A 20,718-nucleotide genomic window follows, 5' to 3' on the forward strand; every position below is an offset into this window, starting at 1 on the left:
CCGCCCCTCCCAGGTTGTCCCGGACCCCCGCAGTGCACCATGATCACAGGCCGGGCGGGTCCATACCGCCATTAGTAGAGTCCCGCTCGGCGATCCGGCGTGTGCGCTACCCCGGGAATGGGACACTATCCGTAGTGCGTACGATCGGCGCCCGCTGGGCGCGCAGTACATCGCGCAGTACATCCGGACCGGCAAGGAGCAGGCGTGGCAGAAGGTAACCGGACGATGCGGGGCCGAGTCCTCATCGTCGATGACGACACGGCGTTGTCCGAGATGCTCAGCATCGTGCTGCGCAACGAGGGCTACGACACCTACCTGGTCGCCACCGGCGACAAGGCGGTGCCTGCTTTCCGTGAGTTCAAACCCGACCTGCTGCTGCTCGACCTGATGCTGCCCGGGATGGACGGGATCGACGTCTGCCGCGCGATCCGGGCCGAGTCCGGCGTGCCGATCGTGATGCTGACCGCCAAGAGCGACACCGTGGACGTGGTGCTGGGCCTGGAGTCCGGCGCCGACGACTACGTGGTGAAGCCGTTCAAGCCCAAGGAGCTGGTGGCCCGGATCAGGGCCCGGCTGCGCCGGATGGACGAGCCCGGGCCGGAGTCGCTGACCATCGGCGACCTGACCATCGACGTGGCCGGCCACTCGGTCAAGCGCAGTGGCGAGACCATCCAGCTCACCCCGCTGGAGTTCGACCTGCTGGTCTGCCTGGCCTCCAAGCCGTGGCAGGTGTTCACCCGCGAGGTCCTGCTCGAGCAGGTCTGGGGCTACCGGCACGCGGCCGACACCCGGCTGGTCAACGTGCACGTCCAGCGGCTGCGCTCGAAGATCGAGAAGGACCCGGAGCACCCGGAGATCGTCGTGACCGTCCGTGGCGTGGGTTACAAGGCTGGTGCGGACTGATCGAGTACGGACGCGACGGCCAGTCGCAAGGGGACAAGCCGGCCACCGAACCGGAGCCCCGCGGAACCGAGATCGAGCTCACCGCCGCCGGGGCTGACTGGCATGCCCTGCCGCAGCCGCTGTGGCGGACTCACCCTCGGCACTGGCCGGACGTCTGGCGGCGCTCGATCCAGGCCCGGATCGTCACCGGCACGCTGCTGATGTCGACCATCGTGCTGATCCTGGTCGGCTGGGTGATGATGAGCCAGGTCACCGACGGCATCCTGGAGTCCCGCCGCGACAGCGCCAAGCAGGAGGCCGTCGCGCAGCTCGCCTCGCTGACCAGCTCGATCAACGCGGCCGACCCCGGCGCCTTGCAGAACAAGCTCTCGCTGCTCGTCGCGGGCTCCAACCGCCCCGGCCTGTACGAAGTAGTGCTGATCCCGAGCGACAGCGCCGACTCGAACGCGATCCGCAGCACCGGCCTGGTCAAGAGCGAGTCGATCCCGCCCGAGCTGAGGGCGTCTGTCACCCAGGACGACACCAAGCTGTTCGACACCTACATGCGGATCGACTACCGGGGCAACCGCAGCGAGCCGGGCCTGGCTATCGGCTCCCAGCTCCGGGTGCAGGGCAACAGCGCCCAGCGGTACGAGGTGTACTTCCTCTTCCCGCTCACTGCGCAGAAGGAGACGCTCGACGTCGTCCAGCGGGCCCTGGTCACCGCTGGCCTGCTGCTGGTCGTCCTGCTCGGTGCCGTCGCCTGGCTGGTCACCCGCCAGGTCGTCACCCCGGTACGGATGGCCCGGCGGATCGCAGAGCGGCTCGCGGCCGGCCGGCTCGAGGAGCGAATGCAGGTCCGCGGTACCGACGACCTGGCCCGCCTAGCGGTCTCCTTCAACAAGATGGCCAGCAACCTGCAGCAACAGATCCGCCGGCTGGAGGAGCTGTCCAGGCTGCAGCGCAGATTCGTCTCCGACGTCTCCCACGAGCTGCGGACCCCGCTGACCACCGTCCGGATGGCGGCCGACCTGCTGCACGAGACCCGGGACGACTTCGACCCGATCACCCGCCGCTCGGTAGAGCTGCTGCAGGGCGAGCTCAACCGGTTCGAGGGACTGCTGGCCGACCTGCTCGAGATCAGCCGCTTCGACGCCGGCGCTGCCGCCCTCGACCTGGAGGACGTCGACCTGCGCGACATCGTCTCCCGGGTGCTGGAGAACCACGAGACCCTGCTCGAACGCAAGGGCTGCGAGGTCCAGCTGGACATGCCCGAGCCGTGCCGCGCCCAGGTCGACTCGCGCCGGATCGAGCGGATCCTGCGCAACCTGATCGGCAATGCGATCGAGCACAGCGAAGGCCGGCCGATCCGGATCAGCACGGCGTACGACGACGATGCCGCCGCAGTGGCTGTCCGCGACCACGGTGTCGGCTTCCGGGCGGAGGAGGCCGACATGGTCTTCAGCCGGTTCTGGCGGGCCGACCCGGCCCGCGCACGGACCACCGGTGGTACCGGGCTGGGCCTGTCCATCGCGCTGGAGGACGCCCGGCTGCACGGCGGCCGGCTGGACGCCTGGGGGTCACCCGGCGACGGCGCGTACTTCCGCCTGACCGTTCCGCGCCGCCCGGACGTCACCCTGACCGGCTCGCCGCTGCCTGCCCGCCCGGCGGATGCGGTGAGAGTGGTGACCGAGATGTCGCTGGTCGACGTCGGCGCGCCGTACCAGAAGCTCACGGGTGGTGATGAGGCGTGAAGGCCCGCCTGCTCGCCGGAGCCCTGGCGACCGCACTCCTGGTCACCGGCTGCGCGACAGTACCGACAAAGGGCCCGATCCGGAACAGCAGCCAGGACGCGCCCCCGCCGGGCCTCGGCGGCATCGGCGTCGAGGCGCGGCCACCGCGACCCAACGCCGGCCAGCAGCAGCTCGTGAACGGCTTCGTGGAGGCGATGTCGGACTCGAGTGCCTTCGACGTGGCCCGGGAGTACATGACGCCGGAGGCCGGCGACGCGTGGAAACCCGAGTCCAAGATCCTGGTCTACGACCAGGGCTCCAGTCCGGGGATCGCCAAGGAGGCCGACGGCAAGTTCCATCTGGCGGCGCCACTGATCGCCACCATCGACGACCGCGGCTCGTGGACGCCGGCCCCGGCGAACACCCAGCTCGACTTCGCCTTCGACCTGACCAAGGTCGGGGACGAGTGGCGGGTCGCGAACCCGCCACCCGGCGTCTTCCTGGGCAGCAACCAGGTGGTGCCCAGGCTGACCCCGTACACCCTCTACTTCTTCAACCCGAGCAAGCACCTGATGGTGCCGGACCCGGTCTACCTGCCGCGCAACCTGCCCTCGGGCCAGGCGGCGACCCAGCTCATCCAGGAGCTGCTGAAGGGCCCGACCACCCGGCTCGGCAACAGCGTCGTCTCCAACGCGCCGCCCGGGACCACCGTGGACGTGTCGGTGCCGGTCGAGTCGGGCGTCGCGACGGTCGCCCTGAGCGGGACGGCCTCGTCGCTGACCGACGCGACCGACCGCGAGCAGCTGGCCGCCCAGATCACCTGGACGCTGCAGCCGATCACCACCCGGGTGCGGATCACGGTCGAGGGCGCTCCGCTGCTGCCGGACCGGCCCGAGGAGCTGTCGTACACCAACTTCACCCAGTACGACCCCGCGGTGTCGACCGGACGGCTGAAGGACCTGTACGGCATCCGCGCCGGCAAGATCCAGCGGATCCAGGGGCAGGACGACGGCCAGACCATCGAGGCCAAGGCGATCGTCGACAGCCAGCTGTATCCCTACCGGGCCGAGTCGTTCGCGGTGAACCTTCGCGGCGACACCGGCGCGGTCGTGAGCTCCTCCAAGGCCGGTCGCCCGATCGTCGCGGTCGGCCGGCTGGACGCGCCCAAGGGTGAGCCGCCGCCGTCCGTCATCGAGGCCGACGGCAAGGTTCTGCGGCCGACCTTCGACGGCGAGGACAACCTGTGGATCCTGGACCGGGCCGACGGCGCGAAGCCCAGGCTCCGGGTCCGCACCTCGGACGGCAAGGTGTCGAACGTGCTGACCAGCTTCGGCGCGAGCCGGCCGGTCGTGCTGCGGATGGCGCCGGACGGCGTCCGGGCGCTGCTGGTGATGGAGCGCAAGGGCGTCAACTCGGTGATGACCGCGTCGGTCGCCACCAGCGACGGCAAACTCACGCTCGGCCGGTTCATGCCGTTGCAGCTGCCGCTCGTCGACATCACCGACGCGTCCTGGAACAACCCGGGCATCCTGGTGGCCGGCAATTCCCCCAAGCGTGACGGGGCGCGGCCGTGGCAGGTCAACGTGGACGGTTCGCAGCCGCAGGTGATCCCGGGCGCCAGCAGTTCGTTCGAGACGATTCACGTGGCGTCCAACCCGAGCCACGACACGCTGCCCGCCGTTCAGGACGCCGAGAAGCAGTTGCACTGGCAGGGCAAGGACCTCAACTGGGTCGACATGGCCGAGGGGCCCGAAGGCCAGATCACGCCGGTCTACCCCGGCTGACCTGTCCACAGCGCTGACTTGTCCACAGCGCCGTCCTGCGCCGGTTGCGGCGCGGACGGCGATCGCGGATCGTGGTCCGGGTGGTTGCTGCGGGACGCCCTCGTCGACCTCGTGCTGGGTGGGCGCTGCGCAGGCTGTGGCCGGCCCGGGGTCTCGCCCTGCCCCGAGTGCGGGCGCGCCCTTGCCGTCAGTACGCCGTACCGGGCCTGGCCCGAGCCGGTGCCCGTCTGGTTGCGTCCGACAACGGCCACGACGGAGTACGCCGGGGTGGTGCGCTCGCTGATCCTTGCCCACAAGGAATACGGCCGGTACTCGCTGGCTCGCCCGCTGGGTGAGGCGCTCGCCGTCGCGATCCAGGGTGCGCTGGATCCCGGGCGCGCCGCCTGGCTGTGCCCGGTGCCGTCGTCGCCGTCGACGGTCCGGCAGCGCGGCCATGACCCGCTCGGTCGGATGACAGGCGTGGCGATTCGGCATTTGCGCAAACGTGGGTACGACGTGCGCCGGGCCGACGCGCTGGCCGTAGTACGGCGTCCGGAGGACCAGGCCGGACTGTCCGCTGAGCAGCGTGCCGCCAACCTGGCCGGGGCTTTCGCGGCTCGTTCGCGCTGGGCTGAAAGGCTGACGGATCAACCGGTGATCCTGGTCGACGACGTGCTGACCACCGGATCCACGCTCGCCGAGGGCTGTCGCGCCTTGGCATCGCGGGGAATTCCGGTGCTCGGCTGCGCGGTGCTGGCCGCGACCCGGCGCCGGGCGGCGTCTGGTTCATGAGAACTTCCCTACCGGTTTTCGCCGAAGCCGACTAGCGTTGGCCTATGACACCCGCTTGGGCTTGTCGAACGAGGATGTGGGCGAGGACCGGATCAGCCGGATTCCTTCCCACGGAGTTCGCCGGGCCGGACAGCGGGTGTTCTCGTTTCGGGCATCCGAACCGTGGTTACGGGGGTCCGAAGACGTAACAGAGTCGCCGATCGATGGAGGTTTCCGTGGACGTCGTTGTCAAGGGTCATCACTGCGAGGTCAGTGACCGCTTCCGGCAGTACGTCGAGGAAAAACTCGAGCGGATCGAGAAGGTCGATCACCGGGTACTGCGATGCGAAGTAGAAGTCAGCCAGGAGAAGAACCCGCGACAACACGACCGGGCGATGCGAGTCGAGCTCACCATGTACACGAAGGGGCCGGTGGTCCGCGGCGAAGCCTGCGGTGAGACCAAGCAGGCCGCGTTCGACGTCGCGCTGGACCGGCTCCAGGCCCAGGTTCGCAAGGCCGCCGACCGCCGCCGGGTGCACACCGGCCAGCACGCCCCCGAAGGACTGCGGCACATCGCCGCCAAGCTGTCCGACAACGGCGCCGCCGCGGCCGCGCCGGAGGAGACGGTCGCCGAGGACGAGGTGACGACCCAGAAGTTCGGCTCGCTGACGGTGACCGGTGACGGCCCGCTGGTGATGCGCGAGAAGACCCACACCGCCAAGCCGATGTCGCTGGACCAGGCGCTCTACGAGCTCGAGCTGGTCGGCCACGACTTCTACCTGTTCGTCGACGCCGAGGAGAACCAGCCCAGCGTCGTCTACCGCCGCCGCGGCTACGACTACGGCGTGATCCGGCTGGCCGTCTGACTTCGGGAGGATCCACAAAGATGAAGGGCCCGGTCCTCGCTGACCGGGCCCTCCATTGCGTGCTGCCGGACTAGCTGTCGATCTGCGCCTGGAGCTCGGTCGAGTAGGCGGCGACCTCGGCGTAGACGCCCGGGTTGCCGGCGTCGGCGCATCCGATGCCCCACGAGACGACACCGAAGAGACGGCCGTTCAGCACCAGCGGGCCACCCGAGTCGCCCTGGCAGGAGTCCTTGCCACCCTGTTCGTAGCCGGCGCAGATCTCCCCGGCCCCGGTGTAGCCCTCGCTTGCGTACGCCTTCTCGCAGACCGCGTCACCGAGGACCGGCACGTCGACCTTCAGGAAGGTGTCGGTCGGGCCGGTCCCCTCGGTCTCGCCCCAGCCGTAGACGACGGAGGGCGCGCCGGCCGTGTCGGCGGCGGTACTGGTCTCCAGCGCCAGCGTCGGTACGCCGGTGAAGGGCGTGGCCAGCGTCATCACCGCCACGTCGTGCCCGGGCGACTTGCCGTACTCCGGGTCGACCCAGATGTTGCTGATCTTGGACTCCTTGCCGGTCGACTTGTCCGTCAACACGTCCCGGCCCTGGATCGCCGTGTAGGTGCTGGCCGCCTGGTCGGAGCAGTGCGCTGCCGTGACGATCTTGTTCGCCGCGACCAGGGTGGCGCCGCAGTACTCCTTGGACGGGACCGGCGAGCCGCTGTTCGACAGCTGGATCGCCCAGGGGAAGTCAGCCGTGTGGGCGACGTCGCCGCCGACGATCGGGGCGGGCGGTCCTTCCGGTGCCGGGGCGGCGGACGCGGATACGGCGCCGATGGATGCTGCGGTCAGGACACCAGCGGCCAGAACGGCGCGAACAAGTCTTGCCATGCCTCACACTCCAGGGTGATAGGGGCCACGCGGGCGGCGCGGCCTACCCGGACCCTCTCCCGGCTACCCCGAGTAGCGCACCTCTCACTTCCGGTAACTCCGAAGTTATGACCGGCCCCGATCCCTACACTCTGACCGGACAGGGGAGGAACCGATGGGGAATGGCGTAGCGCCGTATCTCTCGCAGGAGCAGCCGAGGGCGTCCGGGTGGAAGCTGCTGGTGCTCAAGCTGCTGGGCGCGGCGGTGCCGGTGGTGACCATCGGGCTGGGTGGCTGGCTGATGACGGGTCTGGTCGCCATCAAGCGACGCAGTGCCTTCCTCGGGCTGTCGGCAGTGGGCTACCTGGCGGTGACCGTCTTCTACATCCTCTATGTGCTCGAGTCAGACGACCCTGAGCTCAGCAATGGCCAGCTTGTCGCCACGCTGGTCTACCTGATGTCGGCCGTGGTCTGCGCCTTCCAGGCGATGGTGGTGATCGGCAGTCCGCTCTATCGGAAGCCACAACAGAACCCGTACTTTCTCCAGCCGCAGCAGGCGCCGTGGGTGGGGCATCCGCAGGCTTCAGGGCTCTCGGCTGAGCCGCTGCGACGGAGTCAGGCGCGGCAGTTGGCTGCGGAGCAGCCTGCTCTGGCGCGGAGTCTGGGGATCGGGCGGCCCGACCTACCTCGGCAGTACGACGATGGTGGGTTGATCGACCTCAACGACGCTCCGGCAGACCTGATCGACGCGCTGCCGGGCATCACGGGCAAGCAGGCTGCGGCGATCGTGGTGAGCCGGATGCAGCACGGGCGGTTCCGGTCGGTCGACGAGTTGTGGACCCGGGGGCTGTTGCCGGCGGGCGCCGCTCCGGAGGTTGCTGAGTATTTGGTGGTCATCGGCGTACAGGACTCCGCGCGATGAGTTTTGTCGGTGGCGTCCGGCAGACTTCGTGAGGTGATCACCGAGGTGTTGTCGACGGCTCAGGCCCGGCGGATTGCACTTGCCGCCCAGGGGTTCACCGACCCGCGCCCGAAAGGGGTGCCGGACATGCGGGCGCTGGCGCGCGTGCTCGGGCGGATCGGGCTGATCCAGATCGACTCGGTGAACGTGCTGAGCAGAGCGCAGTACCTGCCGTTGTACTCCCGGCTGGGACCGTACCCGCGGGAGCTGCTCGACCGGGCTTCGGGCAAGTCACCGCGGAAGCTGGTGGAGTACTGGGCGCATGAGGCGTCGCTGATCCCGGTGGAGACGCATCCGTTGATGCGCTGGCGGATGGCCCGGGCGAGCACCGAGGCGTGGGGCGGGCCGCGGTCGATCGCCGTCGAGCGGCCGGATCTGGTGAAGCAGGTGCTGGCGGATGTGCGCGATCACGGGCCGCTGACGGCTCGGGAGATCGACGACGACGTCGAGCGCGACCGGACCAACTGGGGCTGGAACTGGTCGGACGTGAAGCGGGCGCTGGAGTTCCTGTTCTTCGCCGGTGAGATCACGGTGGCGCGGCGGAACCAGCAGTTCGAGCGGATGTACGACATCCCCGAGCGGGTGTTGCCGGCCGCGGTGGTCGCCACGCCGACGCCGACCTCGGAGGAGGCCCACCGCGGGCTGGTCTCGATCGCGGCGCGGGCGCACGGGGTCGCGACCGCGCAATGCCTGAAGGACTACTTCCGTACTTCGCCGGCCCCGACCGCGCAGGCGATCGCCGAGCTGGTCGAGGAGGGGGAGCTGCTGCCGGTCACCATCCAGGGCTGGAAGCGCCAGGCGTACCTCCACCGCGACGCCAAGCTTCCGCGCCGGGTCAACACCCGGGCCCTGGTCAGCCCGTTCGACTCGCTGGTCTTCGAGCGCACCCGCACCGAGGTCCTCTTCGACTTCCGCTACCGCATCGAGATCTACGTCCCGGCCGAAAAACGAGTCCACGGCTACTACGTCCTCCCCTTCCTCCTCGGTGACCGCCTGGTCGCCCGGGTAGACCTCAAATCCGACCGCCCCACCGGCACCCTCCTGGTCCAATCCGCCCACGCCGAGCCCGGCGCCCCGGTAGAAACCGCCGAAGAGCTGGCAGCCGAACTGATCCAACTAGCCGGCTGGCTAGGCCTGGACCAGGTCCGCCTAGCAGGCGGCGGCGACCTGGCCCCCGCCCTGAGCCTCGCCCTCCGCGGCCAGTAGCCACCCGGAGCATCGGCGGCTCCGCCACCTCGCTCCGGAGAAGAAGCAGAGTGGGGGCAGTGCCGTCGCGGGCGTAGTACCGGAACTTTTCGGGGGGCTCGCTCGTGGGTGGGGCAAGGGTGCGACGTACGCCGGGGCGTGGGATGACGCTCACCGCCCAGTACCATGGGTGACGCCCGCCAGGCGGGCGGGCTGTGTTGTGTCCGTTACCGGATGAGCACGGTCAGGCACCCGCCGCATTGAAGGCTGCACAGTCAAGGAGTGGACCCCCCACGATGAAGGCGTTCGACAAGTTACTGCGGATCGGCGAGGGCAAGATCGTTCGCAAGCTCGAGACCATCGCCAAGGTGGTGAACTCGATCGAGGACGACTTCCTCGGCATGTCCGACGAAGAGCTGCGCGCCCAGACGGCCGACTTCAAGCAACGGGTCGACAACGGGGAGTCCCTGGACGGCCTGCTGCCGGAGGCCTTCGCGGTCGTCCGCGAGGCGGCCAAGCGGACCCTGCACCAGCGCCACTACGACGTCCAGATCATGGGCGGCGCCGCGCTGCACCTGGGCAACATCGCCGAGATGAAGACCGGTGAGGGCAAGACCCTGGTCGGCACCCTGCCGACCTACCTGAACGCGCTGTCCGGCAAGGGCGTGCACGTGGTCACGGTGAACGACTACCTGGCCCGCTTCCAGGCCGAGTGGATGGGCCGGGTGTACCACTTCCTCGGCCTCGACTACGGCGTGATCCTGCCGGAGATGTCGCCGGCCGAGCGCCGGGTGGCCTACTCCAAGGACATCACCTACGGCACCAACAACGAGTTCGGCTTCGACTACCTGCGCGACAACATGGCCAACTCGATCGAGGACTGTGTCCAGCGCGAGCACAACTACGCGATCGTGGACGAGGTCGACTCGATCCTGGTCGACGAGGCGCGGACCCCGCTGATCATCTCCGGCCCGGCCGAGGACTCCCAGCGCTGGTACGTCGAGATGGCCAACCTCGCAAACGTCCTCAAGCCGCGGTTCGCCGACGACAAGATCGCCGAGGACCAGCGCCCGGTCGCCGACTACGAGGTCGACGAGAAGAAGCGCACCGTCGCCATCCTCGAGCGCGGGATCGAGAAGGTCGAGGACCGGCTCGGCATCGACAACCTGTACGAGTCGGCCAACACCCCGCTGATCAGCTACCTGAACAACGCGCTGAAGGCCAAGGACCTGTTCCGCAAGGACAAGGACTACGTGGTCGTCGACGGCGAGGTGCTGATCGTCGACGAGCACACCGGCCGGACCCTGCACGGCCGCCGCTACAACGAGGGGCTCCACCAGGCGATCGAGGCCAAGGAAAAGGTCGAGATCAAGGAGGAGTACCAGACGCTGGCGACCATCACGCTGCAGAACTACTTCCGGCTGTACTCCAAGCTGGCCGGCATGACCGGTACGGCGATGACGGAGGCGGCCGAGTTCTCCAAGATCTACGGCCTCGGCGTCGTCCCGATCCCGACCAACAAGCCGATGATCCGGCAGGACCAGCGCGACCTGATCTACCGCACCGAAGAGGCGAAGTTCGAGGCGGTCGTCGAGGACATCGCCAAGCGGCACGAGACCGGCCAGCCGATCCTGGTCGGCACCACCAGCGTCGAGAAGTCCGAGCGGCTGTCCAACCAGCTCCGCAAGCGCAACATCGCGCACGAGGTGCTGAACGCCAAGCAGCACGCGCGGGAGGCCGCGATCGTCGCCGAGGCGGGCCGCAAGAACGCCGTCACGGTGGCCACCAACATGGCCGGCCGTGGTACCGACATCATCCTCGGCGGCAACCCCGAGCACCTGGCCGACAAGGACCTGCGCGCCCGCGGCATCGACCCGGTCGAGTCCGCGGAGGACTACGAGGCGGAGTACCCGAAGGTCCTGGAGAAGTTCGAGAAGCTGGTCAAGGACGAGCAGGTCGAGGTCCGCGAGGCCGGCGGTCTGTACGTGCTGGGCACCGAGCGGCACGAGTCGCGCCGGATCGACAACCAGCTGCGCGGTCGTTCCGGCCGCCAGGGCGACCCGGGCGAGTCCCGCTTCTACCTGTCGCTGGAAGACGACCTGATGCGCCTGTTCAAGCGCGAGATGGTCGACTGGGCGATGTCGCGCAACGACGACGACACGGTGCCGCTGGAGAACAAGGTCGTCACCAAGGCGATCGCGTCGGCGCAGTCCCAGGTCGAGGCGCAGAACTTCGAGACCCGGAAGAACATCCTCAAGTACGACGACGTGATGAACCGGCAGCGGCACGTCGTGTACGACGAGCGCCGCCGGGTGCTCGAGGGCGCCGACCTGCAGGAGCAGGTGCTCGACATGCTCGACGAGACGGTCACCGGCTACGTGCAGGGCGCGACCGCGGACGGGTTCGCCGAGGACTGGGACCTGGACCAGCTGTTCACCGCGCTGAAGACGCTGTACCAGACCGAGATCACCGAGGACCAGCTGATCGAGGAGGCCGGCGGCGACCGCTCCGGGCTGACCCAGGACTTCCTGATCGACACCTTCATCACCGACGCCCGCGAGGCGTACGCGCGGCGCGAGGAGAGCCTCGGCAGCGAGGCGATGCGCGAGCTCGAGCGCCGGGTGGTGCTGAGCGTGCTCGACCGCAAGTGGCGCGAGCACCTGTACGAGATGGACTACCTGCGCGAGGGCATCGGGCTGCGCGCGATGGCGCAGCGCGACCCGCTGGTCGAGTACCAGCGCGAGGGCTACGACATGTTCGCCGCCATGATGGAGTCCATCAAGGAGGAGTCGGTCGCGTTCATCTTCAACGTCGAGGTCGACATCGAGGCGATGCAGGCCGACCTGGCCGCGCAGGCGGAGCTGGCCGAGCTGGAGGAGACCGAGGCCGAGGACATCCTGGTCCCGGGCGCTCCGGTCGCCGAGTTCCCGGGCCGGCAGGCCGACGTCGATGACGACGACCGGCCGCAGGACAGCCCGCGCCCGCAGGACACCCCGAAGCTGCGCGCCAAGGGCCTGTCGACCGAGAGCCGGCCGCAGCGGCTGACCTACTCGGCGCCGACGATCGACGGCGACGACGAGGTCTCGGTGCACGCCGACGCGGTCGAGGGCGGCTCGCTGGAGTACCCGGGGACCCCGCGCAACGCGGTCTGCCCGTGTGGCTCCGGCAAGAAGTACAAGCGCTGCCACGGCGACCCGGCATCGGACGTCTACAATAACTGATCACCTGTACTGTCGAAGGCCCGCTCCTGGTTGCCCGGGGGCGGGCCTTCGTCGTTGTCTGGAGCCTTGCCGAGAGGGAGTGGACGGATGGGTACCTGGTTGACCGAGACGTTCGGGTTGGCGGTGCCGGTGGTCGGCGCGCCGATGGCGAACGTGAGCGGCGGACGGCTGACCGGCGCGATCTCGGCGGCGGGCGCGCTGGGGATGCTCGGCGCCGGATCCGCGGTGTCGGCCGAGTGGATCCGTACCGAGGGAGCCGTCGCGGCGGGGTTCGGCCGGCCGTACGGCGTCGGGCTGATGGCGTGGTCGGTGAAGGATCATCCGGACCATCTGGAGGCCGTGCTCGAGCTGAAGCCCGCGCTCGTCTCGCTCAGCTTCGGCGACTACAGCCCGTACGTCGAACCGCTGCGCGCGGCCGGCATCGTCGTCGCCACCCAGGCGGGCACGGTCGCCGACGCCCGCGAGGCGATCGCGGTCGGCGTCGACGCGATCGTCGTCCGGGGTGCTGAGGCGGGTGGGCACGGCCGCAACGAGGTCGGCACTCTCCCTTTGCTCCAAGCGATCCTGGACCTCACCGACGTACCGGTGCTGGCCGGCGGCGGCATCTCCGGCCCCCGAGGCCTAGCCGCGGTCCTGGCCGCCGGCGCCGCCGGAGGATGGATCGGCACAGCCTTCCTAACCGCCGAAGAGGCCCTAACCCCCGAACCTTCCCGCCAACGCCTGCTGGAAGCCGACGAGACCGACACCGTCTACGGCACAGTCTTCGACGCCGCCTCCCGAGCCGGCTGGCCCGACGAGTTCGGCGGCCGAGCCCTCCGCAACACCTTCTACAACACCTGGGAAGGCCGCGAAGAATCACTGAAATCAGACGAAGAAGGCCACGCCCAATACGTAGCCGCCACCAGGGCCGCCGATCCGACGTCAGCTTCTTTGTACGCCGGCCAGGGTGTTGGAGCCCTCCACTCCAACACCACAGCCGCAGAGGTGGTCGCCGGCCTGGCCACCTACAAGAACTATTTGAGGGCTGCTCTTACAGATTGATACGCGCTCGCAGGGCGGGTGCCAGGTAGTTGCTGTGGGCATCTGCCAGGTCGTTGGCCAGGGACCAGATGTCTGGCACCGTCAGGGTTGCTGCAGTGGCCGGGTCCACCATGAGCGCCTGGCGGATTGCGCGTGGGTCTTCTTCGAGGGCGGCTTTGACGACCAGTTCGTTGACGTTGATGTACGCGCGGTTGAGGGCGGCGCATTGGGGTGGGAGGGCGCCTACCGAGGTGGGTTGGACGCCTAGGGAGTCAACTAGGCAAGGGACTTCTACGACTGCGCCGGCTTGCAGGTTGGAGATCAGGCCGGTGTTCGGGACGTTGCCGTAGATGGTTCGGGGGGTGCCGGTGACGATGCTGTGGATGACCTGCGGGGCGTACTCCATGGTGCCTTCGACTGGTAGGGGGTCGCCGGCCTTCAGGGCATCGCGGGTGTGCTCGTACAGGGCTACGTTTTCTTCGACGATGCGGAGGTAGTCGCCGACCGGCAGGCGTAGGCGTTCTACCTCGGAGGCGTCGTGGAGGTACCACGGCACGTACTCCGACGAGTGCTCGCTGGTCTCCGTCGGGTAGTGGCCGAGTCGCTTGTACATGTCCACCCGCACCCGCCGGGCCAGCTCCGGGTCACGCGCGATGAGCTCGTCCAGAGCCGGGTACAGATCGCGTCCTTGGTGCTCGAAGCGGAGTACCCACGCCTGGTGGTTCACCCCAGCGGCCAAGTAGGAGACCTCACCCAGCGGCACTCCGACCAACGTCGACAGGTCGTTCATCGTCCAGTAGACCGAGTGGCAGAGGCCGACGACATTCCGTACGCCGAGCGCCGACAAGTACCAGACGTTCATCGCCATCGGGTTCGTGTAGTTCAGCAGCCACGCATCGGGGCACAGCTCCGCGATGTCGGCCGCGAGCCCCCGGAGTACCGGGAAGGTCCGCAGCGCCCGGAACACCCCGCCGACCCCGAGCGTGTCCGCGATCGTCTGCCGTACGCCATACCGCGCAGGGATCTCGAAGTCGACCCGAGTCGCCTCGTTCATCCCCACCTGGACGATGTTGATCACGAAATCGCACCCGTCCAGCGCCGCGCGCCGATCCAGATGCGCGCTGATCTCCGGCGAGACCCCCAGCGAAGAAGCGATGGCGGCCGCTGCACCCGCAGCCGTGGCGAGTCGCTCAGGATCGATGTCATGCAAGGCGATCCGCAACGGGCCGAGATCCTTGAAGCTGAACAGATCGGCCAGCAGGCCCTGGGTGAAGACGACGCTTCCCGCGCCGATGAACGCGATCTTCGTCATCGCGCACTCTCCACGGCGATCGACAACGCGCGGTCCCGGCCGAGCCCGCTCAGCATCGCGGCGACATACGCCGCATCGAAGCCGTCCCCAGCCGGAAGCGCACCCACCGACCGAACCTTCGCCCCGTCATGAGCCAGCGCTCCGGCAGCACCATCCCGTACCACCACCAGCGGCCCACGCCGAGCAAGAATGCCGGCCGCGTCCGCCAGTACCGGATGGCCTGTCAGCGCATGCGCCGCAGCCGCGTTGAGCAGCAGCACATCGGTCACCCGCAGCGCCCCGTCCAGTACGACGCGATCCCAGCGCCCGGCCGGATCGTCGTCGATCGCCAGCGACGTGGAAGCCTTGCTGAACTTGGCCTCCTTGAACAGCACCGCAAGCCGGGAGCTCAACTCAGGAGTCCGGTAGAACGAGGTCACATGCAGATGCCGCGCCGACCGCAGCAACTCAGGCTCAGGCGATATCTCCTCCGAGACAGCGACACTCAGCCCCAACCGGGCCGCACCCGTCGCCATCTGTTCGGCAGCATCGCCGATAATCAATAGATCGCTCTTCATATGTTTTCAGCCTTTTAGTCCGGTAGATGCCAGCGATCGGATGAACGCCTTCTGGGCCAGCAGGAAGCCCAGCAGCACAGGCAGCACCGTGATGACGTTGCCCGCCATCACCGCCGCCCACTGGGTGTGGTGCTGGCCCTGGAAGGTCGTCAGGCCGAGCTGGAGTGTGTAGTTGGTGTCATGGTTGATGGCGATCAGCGGCCAGGTCAGGTCGTTCCAGGTGCTCAGGAACGTCAGCACCGCGACCGTGCTGAGCGCCGGCCGGGCCAGCGGAAGTACGACCGAAGTCAGGATCCGCAGCCGCCCGCAGCCGTCGAGCCAGGCCGCCTCCTCCAGCTCACGCGGCAAGGAGACGAAGAACTGGCGGAACAGGAACACCGAGAACGGCGTCACCAGCGACGGCACGATCAGCGCGCCGAGGGTGTCGATCAGGCCGAGCTCCTTCATCACCAGGAAGGTCGGGATCATCGTCAGCTGGAACGGGATCACCATCGTCGCCAGCATCAGCCCGAGCATCAGCTTCGACCCGGCGAACCGCATCCGCGCGAAGGCATATCCACCCAGCGAGCCGAGCACCAGATTGGCGCCCACGGCAACGGCCGAGACGATGAACGAGTTGAGGAACCACCGCGGGAACAACGCATTGCCCAGCACGAAGCGGTAGCCGTCCAGCTTGATGCCCGAAGGAATCAGCGCCGGCGGGAACCGGTTGATCTCCGCATTGCTCATCACCGAACTGACCAGCAGCCACAGCAACGGCAGCGCGAAGAGAAGGGCCAGCGGAGCCAGTACGAGATGCCAAGGACTGAAGGGCAGCCGCTTCATCGCGCCACCTTCCGCCGGTAGATCTGCAAGGCGAGCCCGATGACGAGCAAGGCGACGGCCAGCGCGTACGCCGCGGCCGCGCTGTAGCCGGCCGTGAAGGTCTTGAACGCCTTCTCCCAGATGAAGTACACGATCACCGTGGTCGAGCCGAGCGGCCCGCCCTTCGTTGTGACGAAGACCAGATCGAACACCTGCAACGCGTTGATCGTCTGGAACAGCACCAGGAAGATCGTCACCGGCGTCAGCGTCGGCAGCACCACGTGCCGCAGTACGCCGGTACGCCCCGCCCCATCGATCCGCGCGGCCTCGACCAGCTCGTTCGGCACCCCCTGCAGCCCCGCGAGATAGACGATCACGCAGAACCCGGTACCGCTCCACAACGAGATCGCGACGAGCAGATACAGCGCCTGCCCCGGATCGCTGAAGAACCCCTGCGCCGGCAACCCCAGCTTGTGCAGCACCGAGTTCGCAGCCCCGAACTCGGGGTCGAGCACGAACGAGAACAGCACCCCCTGCGCGGCCGCCGAGACGACGAACGGCACGAACACCAGGGTCCGGTAGAGGCTGATGAACCGGATCTGCCGATCCAGCATCAACGCGATCGCCAACCCACCGATGACACTGAGCGGCACGTACAGGACCGTGTAGAGCAACGTGTGCCCCACGGCGTCAGCGAAAGCGGGGTCGGCTGCCAGTGCCTTGTAGTTGGCCAACCCGACCCACGAGCTCGGCGAGACCAGATCGTTCGACTGGAACGACAGCAGCAGCGACCACAACACCGGTACGACGCTGAGCCCGATGATGATCAGCACGGACGGACTCACGAACGCCCAAGCGGTCGCCCCTTCACCCCGCGTACGCCGCTTCGCCGCCGCCCGCCGCGCTCGAGGGTCGATCGTGAAGGTCCCGACGACGCTGGCCATCAGCTCGGCACAGCCAGGAGAGCGTTGCATGCCTTGACGCATTCGCCGAGCGCGTCGCCCGGCGACTTCTTGCCCAGCAGCACCGCGACGGTCGCCTCACCGAGGTGCTGCGAGATCTGCGGGTACTGCGTGATCGTCGGCCGCACCCGCGCCGTCTCCAGCGCGTCGACGAACACCTGCAGGCCCTTGGTGGCAGTCGCGTGCTTCTTCCACGCGGGCAGGGCGGCCGTCGTCGTGTTGACCGGCAGGCTGCCGGCCTGGATGTCCCATTGGACGTCCTGCTGGGGATCGTTGAGCCACTTGACGAACTCGGTTGCCGCCTTGACCCGCGCCTTGCCGTTGTCGAACACGGTCCAGGTGTCCGGGCCCGAGATGGTGACGGCCTTACCGGAGTACGTGGGAAGTGGTACGACGCCGTAGTCGATGCCCTTGTCGAGGACATCGGGGAGCTGCCAGGGGCCGGTGGCAACCATCGCCATCCGGCCGCCGAGGAAGACCTGGTAGAGCTGTTCGCTGCCCGGCTTGGGGTCGATGTACAGGGACTTGTCGGTGCGCAGCTTGTCGAGCGTACCGAGCACCTGCTCGCCGACCTTGTCGAAGGCGACGGATTTGCCGTCCTCGGTGACCACGTCGCCGCCGAGGTCCCAGATCATCGGCCAGAGCCGCCAGACCGTGTCCTCGTCGCCGACGCCCGGCCAGCCGGTGCCGAAGACACCCTTCGCCGGGTTGTTCAGCTTCTGGGCGGTGCTGACGAAGTCGTCCCAGGTCCAGCCTGCCTTCGGTTCCGGCACCCCGGCCGCGGCGAAGAGTTTCTTGTTGTAGACAACGCAGAGCGAGTCGAGCAAGGCCGGCATCGCCCGGACCTTGCCCTTGACCGTGACGGCGTCGCGCGCCGCCGGCCAGGCGTCCTTGAGATCCACTGTGGACAGGTCCACCACTTGTGGGCTGCGGGTGATGCTGGCGAGGTCCGACCCGAAGATGTACGCGATATCCGGGAAGGACCCCGCCGCCAGGCCCGCGGTGACCTTCTGCAGCATGCTGTCCGCCGTCACCCCACCGCCGCCGCCGACGATCTTGATCTGTGGATGCGTGTCGTTGAACTGCTTGATCAAGGCGTCGAGCGCCTTCTTGCCGGTGTCGGTCTGGCCGTGCCAGAGATCGACGGTGACGATGCCACCGGCCTCCTCGTCACCTGACTTGCCGCAAGCCGCGAGAGTGCCGGCGGCGGCCAGGGCCGCGGAGAAGCGAAGGATGTCGCGACGGGTTGGTGCAGACATGGGTTACCCCTAGGGCTGAGGCTTTTGGGTGGAAAGGTGGTTCAGCAGGTCTTGCGGACGTAACCGCTGGTACCGGGCGTGGAGACGTCGACGTCGCGCTGGACGATGCTCAACGTGGATCCGAAGCCGGAGCAGGCCCTCGTGCGGCCGGTGTTGGTGTACTCGATCACGATGACGTTGTTGCCGAAGTAGTCGACGTAGCTGCCGCACTCGCTGTACTGACCGCACTCCTCGGCGACCGCGAAGTCCAGGCCGACACTGGTCCGGTACTGCGCCAGGTCGACGGTGTTCTTCTGCGCGATGGCCAGGTTCTTCACGTGCGCGTGGTCGGCCAGCAACTTCAGGTACGTCCGGGCCTGGGCCGTGGTGATCAGGTTCTTCGAGCGTTCGTAGCTGTCGTAGTTGTCGGGCTCGATCGCCTTGTAGCCCTTGGTCGCGCAGCCGTCGATCCAGCCGTTGACCTTGGCTGCGACCCGGGCCGCCTTGGCGCCGCGGATGTCGAGCAGCGGTTCACCCCAGTCCTCGTCGATCACGAGGCGTCCGGCGGAATCGCGCAGCAGCAGGTCGGAGTCCCATTGGCTCTGCTCGCCGGGCTGGACCTGGAAGGCGTTCACGTAACAGATGTTGTAGAGGCCGGCGGCAGGGGAGGCGGTCCGGTCGCGGGTGACGACCTGGACGCCGGCGGGTGGCGTGTAGGCGCCACCGATCTGGTAGTCGAACTTGGCGTGGGTGGGCGGGAGGGTGACGGCCGCATCGGCGGCGGTCGGCATCAGGGTGAGGGCGGTGGCGGCTGCGACGGCGACGGCCGCGGCGGCCCCCGTCAAACGGCGGAAACGGGACACGATTGCTCCATCGGTCCTGGGGACGCTACCCCGCCTCGGGCCGTCGCCCTGGCGCCTGAAAACCGGACTCCGAACATCGTTCGCTACCGGCTGGGTGCGTCACTGCAGCGGGGGCTGGGTGGCCCGGCGCTGATGGCTTAGTTAAGCGATCCCGTGACGCACCGTCAAGGGAAACTGCAAACGAGTGCGCGGAAACCTTCGGTTAGCGCATTCCCGTGCATTGCCCGCGAACCCTTGACGCCGACCGTTTATACCGGTTTAGTGAGCGATTAAACCGGTATAAACACTCACCGAGGGACGCAGATGAGCAAGGAACGGCCGACGATCGCGGATGTCGCGACCCGCGCAGGCGTTTCCAAGGGCGCGGTCTCGTTCGCGCTGAACGGCCGGCCGGGACTGGCGCAGACGACCGTCGACCGGATCCTGGCGGCCGCCGACGAACTGGGCTGGCGGCCGAGCAACCGGGCCCGCTCGCTGTCGGTCTCGAAGGCGTTCGCGCTCGGCCTGGTGATCACCAGGGATCCGGGCGTGCTCTCCTCGGACCCCTTCTTCCCGGCCTTCATCGGCGGCGTCGAGAGTGTGCTCGCACCCCGCGGGCAGGCCCTCGTGCTGCAGGTCGTCGCCCCCGGCGAAGGCGAGGAGGCAGGGTACCGGCGGCTGGCCCAGGACGGGCGCGTCGACGGGGTCTTCCTCTCCGACCTCCGGCACAACGATCCCCGGATCGACCTGCTGACCTCGCTCGGGCTGCCGGCCGTCACGCTGAACCGGCCCGAGGTCCCCTCGCCCTTTCCCGCGGTCTGCCTGGACGACCGGCCGGGCACGATCGCGGTCGTCCAGCACCTGGTCGAGCTCGGCCACCGCCGGATCGCGCACGTCGCGGGTCCCCAGGACTTCGTGCACGCCACGGCACGTACCGAAGCCTTCGTCTCCGCTCTCGCCGAGGCCGGTCTGCAGCCTGCCGCGATCGAGACCAGCGACTTCACGGCGATCGGCGGGATCGAGTCGACCAAGCGGCTGCTCGCCCTGCCGGATCGGCCGACCGCGATCGTCTACGCCAACGACCGGATGGCGATCGCGGGGATGGGCGCCGCGCAACAAGCCGGGCTGCGGATCCCCGACGACCTCAGCGTGGCCGGCTTCGACGACAGCGAGCTCGCCGAGTTCGTCCATCCCGGCCTGACCACGGTGCGCGCCGATCCGCACGCCTTCGGCGAGGCAGCCGCACGCACTCTGAACCAGCTCATCGACGGCGACGGCAGCGCAGTACCGGATGTGGAACTGCCCCCGGCCCGCCTCATCATCCGGCGTTCAACCGCCAATCTGGAGGACTCATGAAACGCAAAGTCATGGCCGCTGTAGTGGCCCTCGGCCTGGCCGGTACGACGGCCTGCGGCAGCGGAGGCAGCGGTGGCAGCGCCGACTCGGCCGCCCAGGCCCGCGGCGAGATCACCGTCTGGATGTCGAACAACGCCGAGGAAGTGGCCTGGGGCAAGCAGATGGTGGCTGCCTGGAACGCGGCCCACCCGGACCAGAAGGTCACCGCGCAGGAGATCCCGGCCGGTAAGAGCTCCGAAGAGGTGATCGGTGCCGCGATCACGGCGGGCAATGCTCCGTGCCTGATCTTCAACACCTCGCCCGCGTCCGTCTCGCAGTTCCAGAAGCAGGGTGGCCTGGTGGCGCTCGACAGCTTCTCGGACGGCAAGTCGTACGTCGAGGAGCGGTCGGGCAAGGTCGCC

18 protein-coding genes are annotated in these 20,718 nt (G+C 68.3%); 11 read left to right on the forward strand and 7 right to left on the reverse strand.

The genetic code is table 11. From position 1 onward, the window contains the following. Positions 1-225 precede the first annotated feature (225 nt). The 5 genes from mtrA to hpf all read left to right on the forward strand — a co-directional run bounded on the left by mtrA (position 226) and on the right by hpf (position 6,015). Entirely contained in the window at positions 226-903 is a 678-nt protein-coding gene (gene mtrA, locus ABD768_RS42275; protein ID WP_026163715.1) for an MtrAB system response regulator MtrA, read from the forward strand. A 119-nt stretch (positions 904-1,022) separates the two neighbouring features. Continuing rightward, positions 1,023-2,636 carry an MtrAB system histidine kinase MtrB gene (gene mtrB / locus ABD768_RS42280; protein WP_343983863.1) on the forward strand — a complete coding sequence of 538 codons (1,614 nt, stop codon included), beginning with the start codon at positions 1,023-1,025 and terminating at the stop codon, positions 2,634-2,636. Then, positions 2,633-4,399: an LpqB family beta-propeller domain-containing protein gene (locus ABD768_RS42285; RefSeq protein ID WP_344850517.1), complete on the forward strand. Its 1,767-nt coding sequence runs from the start codon at positions 2,633-2,635 to the stop codon at positions 4,397-4,399. The genes mtrB and ABD768_RS42285 overlap by 4 nt, the downstream gene beginning before the upstream one ends. Before the next feature lie 18 nt (positions 4,400-4,417). Next, complete coding sequence (locus ABD768_RS42290; RefSeq protein ID WP_344850519.1) at positions 4,418-5,170, forward strand: ComF family protein; 753 nt, start codon at positions 4,418-4,420, stop codon at positions 5,168-5,170. A gap of 215 nt (positions 5,171-5,385) precedes the next feature. Continuing rightward, a complete protein-coding gene (hpf, locus tag ABD768_RS42295; RefSeq protein WP_343983662.1) occupies positions 5,386-6,015 on the forward strand; it encodes a ribosome hibernation-promoting factor, HPF/YfiA family in 630 nt (209 codons plus the stop codon). A gap of 70 nt (positions 6,016-6,085) precedes the next feature. On the opposite strand, the gene ABD768_RS42300 is transcribed toward hpf, so the two are convergent. Further along, positions 6,086-6,880 (reverse strand): S1 family peptidase, encoded by a 795-nt coding sequence (locus tag ABD768_RS42300; RefSeq protein ID WP_344850522.1) that lies wholly within the window; start codon positions 6,878-6,880, stop codon positions 6,086-6,088. A gap of 154 nt (positions 6,881-7,034) precedes the next feature. Here ABD768_RS42300 and ABD768_RS42305 point away from each other — a divergent pair, with 154 nt between their 5' ends. The 4 genes from ABD768_RS42305 (at position 7,035) to ABD768_RS42320 (ending at position 13,267) form a co-directional block, all read left to right on the forward strand. Continuing rightward, on the forward strand, positions 7,035-7,781 hold the full coding sequence (locus ABD768_RS42305; RefSeq protein ID WP_344850524.1) for a ComEA family DNA-binding protein: 747 nt from the start codon (positions 7,035-7,037) through the stop codon (positions 7,779-7,781). 33 nt (positions 7,782-7,814) lie between these two features. Next, on the forward strand, positions 7,815-9,026 hold the full coding sequence (locus ABD768_RS42310) for a winged helix-turn-helix domain-containing protein (protein ID WP_344850525.1): 1,212 nt from the start codon (positions 7,815-7,817) through the stop codon (positions 9,024-9,026). Between the two features lie 275 nt (positions 9,027-9,301). Beyond that, positions 9,302-12,226: a preprotein translocase subunit SecA gene (secA, locus tag ABD768_RS42315; RefSeq protein WP_344850526.1), complete on the forward strand. Its 2,925-nt coding sequence runs from the start codon at positions 9,302-9,304 to the stop codon at positions 12,224-12,226. Positions 12,227-12,313: 87 nt separating this feature from the next. After that, positions 12,314-13,267 (forward strand): NAD(P)H-dependent flavin oxidoreductase, encoded by a 954-nt coding sequence (locus ABD768_RS42320; protein ID WP_344850527.1) that lies wholly within the window; start codon positions 12,314-12,316, stop codon positions 13,265-13,267. Here ABD768_RS42320 and melA read toward each other — a convergent pair. The 6 genes from melA to ABD768_RS42350 are packed head-to-tail and all read right to left on the reverse strand — an operon-like array spanning position 13,257 to position 18,982. Beyond that, on the reverse strand, positions 13,257-14,558 hold the full coding sequence (gene melA / locus ABD768_RS42325; protein ID WP_344850528.1) for an alpha-glucosidase/alpha-galactosidase: 1,302 nt from the start codon (positions 14,556-14,558) through the stop codon (positions 13,257-13,259). The two genes, ABD768_RS42320 and melA, sit on opposite strands and share 11 nt — an antisense overlap. Then, positions 14,555-15,115: a PfkB family carbohydrate kinase gene (locus tag ABD768_RS42330; RefSeq protein ID WP_344850530.1), complete on the reverse strand. Its 561-nt coding sequence runs from the start codon at positions 15,113-15,115 to the stop codon at positions 14,555-14,557. The genes melA and ABD768_RS42330 overlap by 4 nt, the downstream gene beginning before the upstream one ends. 6 nt (positions 15,116-15,121) lie before the next feature. Further along, positions 15,122-15,940 (reverse strand): carbohydrate ABC transporter permease, encoded by an 819-nt coding sequence (locus ABD768_RS42335; RefSeq protein ID WP_343983688.1) that lies wholly within the window; start codon positions 15,938-15,940, stop codon positions 15,122-15,124. Beyond that, complete coding sequence (locus tag ABD768_RS42340; protein ID WP_343983692.1) at positions 15,937-16,893, reverse strand: carbohydrate ABC transporter permease; 957 nt, start codon at positions 16,891-16,893, stop codon at positions 15,937-15,939. Before ABD768_RS42340 ends, ABD768_RS42335 begins: the two co-directional genes overlap by 4 nt. Beyond that, complete coding sequence (locus ABD768_RS42345; protein ID WP_344850533.1) at positions 16,863-18,140, reverse strand: ABC transporter substrate-binding protein; 1,278 nt, start codon at positions 18,138-18,140, stop codon at positions 16,863-16,865. Before ABD768_RS42345 ends, ABD768_RS42340 begins: the two co-directional genes overlap by 31 nt. Before the next feature lie 41 nt (positions 18,141-18,181). After that, complete coding sequence (locus ABD768_RS42350; RefSeq protein WP_344850534.1) at positions 18,182-18,982, reverse strand: endo alpha-1,4 polygalactosaminidase; 801 nt, start codon at positions 18,980-18,982, stop codon at positions 18,182-18,184. Positions 18,983-19,285: 303 nt separating this feature from the next. Between ABD768_RS42350 and ABD768_RS42355 the strand changes: the two genes are divergently transcribed. Both ABD768_RS42355 and ABD768_RS42360 read left to right on the forward strand, forming a co-directional pair. Further along, positions 19,286-20,317 (forward strand): LacI family DNA-binding transcriptional regulator, encoded by a 1,032-nt coding sequence (locus ABD768_RS42355; protein ID WP_343983703.1) that lies wholly within the window; start codon positions 19,286-19,288, stop codon positions 20,315-20,317. After that, the coding region (locus tag ABD768_RS42360) for an extracellular solute-binding protein (protein ID WP_344850537.1) at positions 20,314-20,718 on the forward strand (405 nt) is incomplete at its 3' end. The genes ABD768_RS42355 and ABD768_RS42360, both read left to right, overlap by 4 nt.

The organism is Kribbella ginsengisoli (genome assembly GCF_039537185.1).
GTDB classification, from domain to species: Bacteria; Actinomycetota; Actinomycetes; order Propionibacteriales; family Kribbellaceae; genus Kribbella; species Kribbella koreensis.

Coding starts and splice junctions, on each gene's coding strand:
- mtrA (WP_026163715.1), top strand. CDS start 226: ATGCGGGGCCGAGTCCTCATCGTCGATGACGACACGGCGTTGTCCGAG.
- ABD768_RS42300 (WP_344850522.1), bottom strand. CDS start 6,880: ATGGCAAGACTTGTTCGCGCCGTTCTGGCCGCTGGTGTCCTGACCGCA.
- ABD768_RS42305 (WP_344850524.1), top strand. CDS start 7,035: ATGGGGAATGGCGTAGCGCCGTATCTCTCGCAGGAGCAGCCGAGGGCG.
- secA (WP_344850526.1), top strand. CDS start 9,302: ATGAAGGCGTTCGACAAGTTACTGCGGATCGGCGAGGGCAAGATCGTT.
- ABD768_RS42320 (WP_344850527.1), top strand. CDS start 12,314: ATGGGTACCTGGTTGACCGAGACGTTCGGGTTGGCGGTGCCGGTGGTC.
- melA (WP_344850528.1), bottom strand. CDS start 14,558: ATGACGAAGATCGCGTTCATCGGCGCGGGAAGCGTCGTCTTCACCCAG.
- ABD768_RS42330 (WP_344850530.1), bottom strand. CDS start 15,115: ATGAAGAGCGATCTATTGATTATCGGCGATGCTGCCGAACAGATGGCG.
- ABD768_RS42335 (WP_343983688.1), bottom strand. CDS start 15,940: ATGAAGCGGCTGCCCTTCAGTCCTTGGCATCTCGTACTGGCTCCGCTG.
- ABD768_RS42340 (WP_343983692.1), bottom strand. CDS start 16,893: ATGCAACGCTCTCCTGGCTGTGCCGAGCTGATGGCCAGCGTCGTCGGG.
- ABD768_RS42345 (WP_344850533.1), bottom strand. CDS start 18,140: ATGTCTGCACCAACCCGTCGCGACATCCTTCGCTTCTCCGCGGCCCTG.
- ABD768_RS42355 (WP_343983703.1), top strand. CDS start 19,286: ATGAGCAAGGAACGGCCGACGATCGCGGATGTCGCGACCCGCGCAGGC.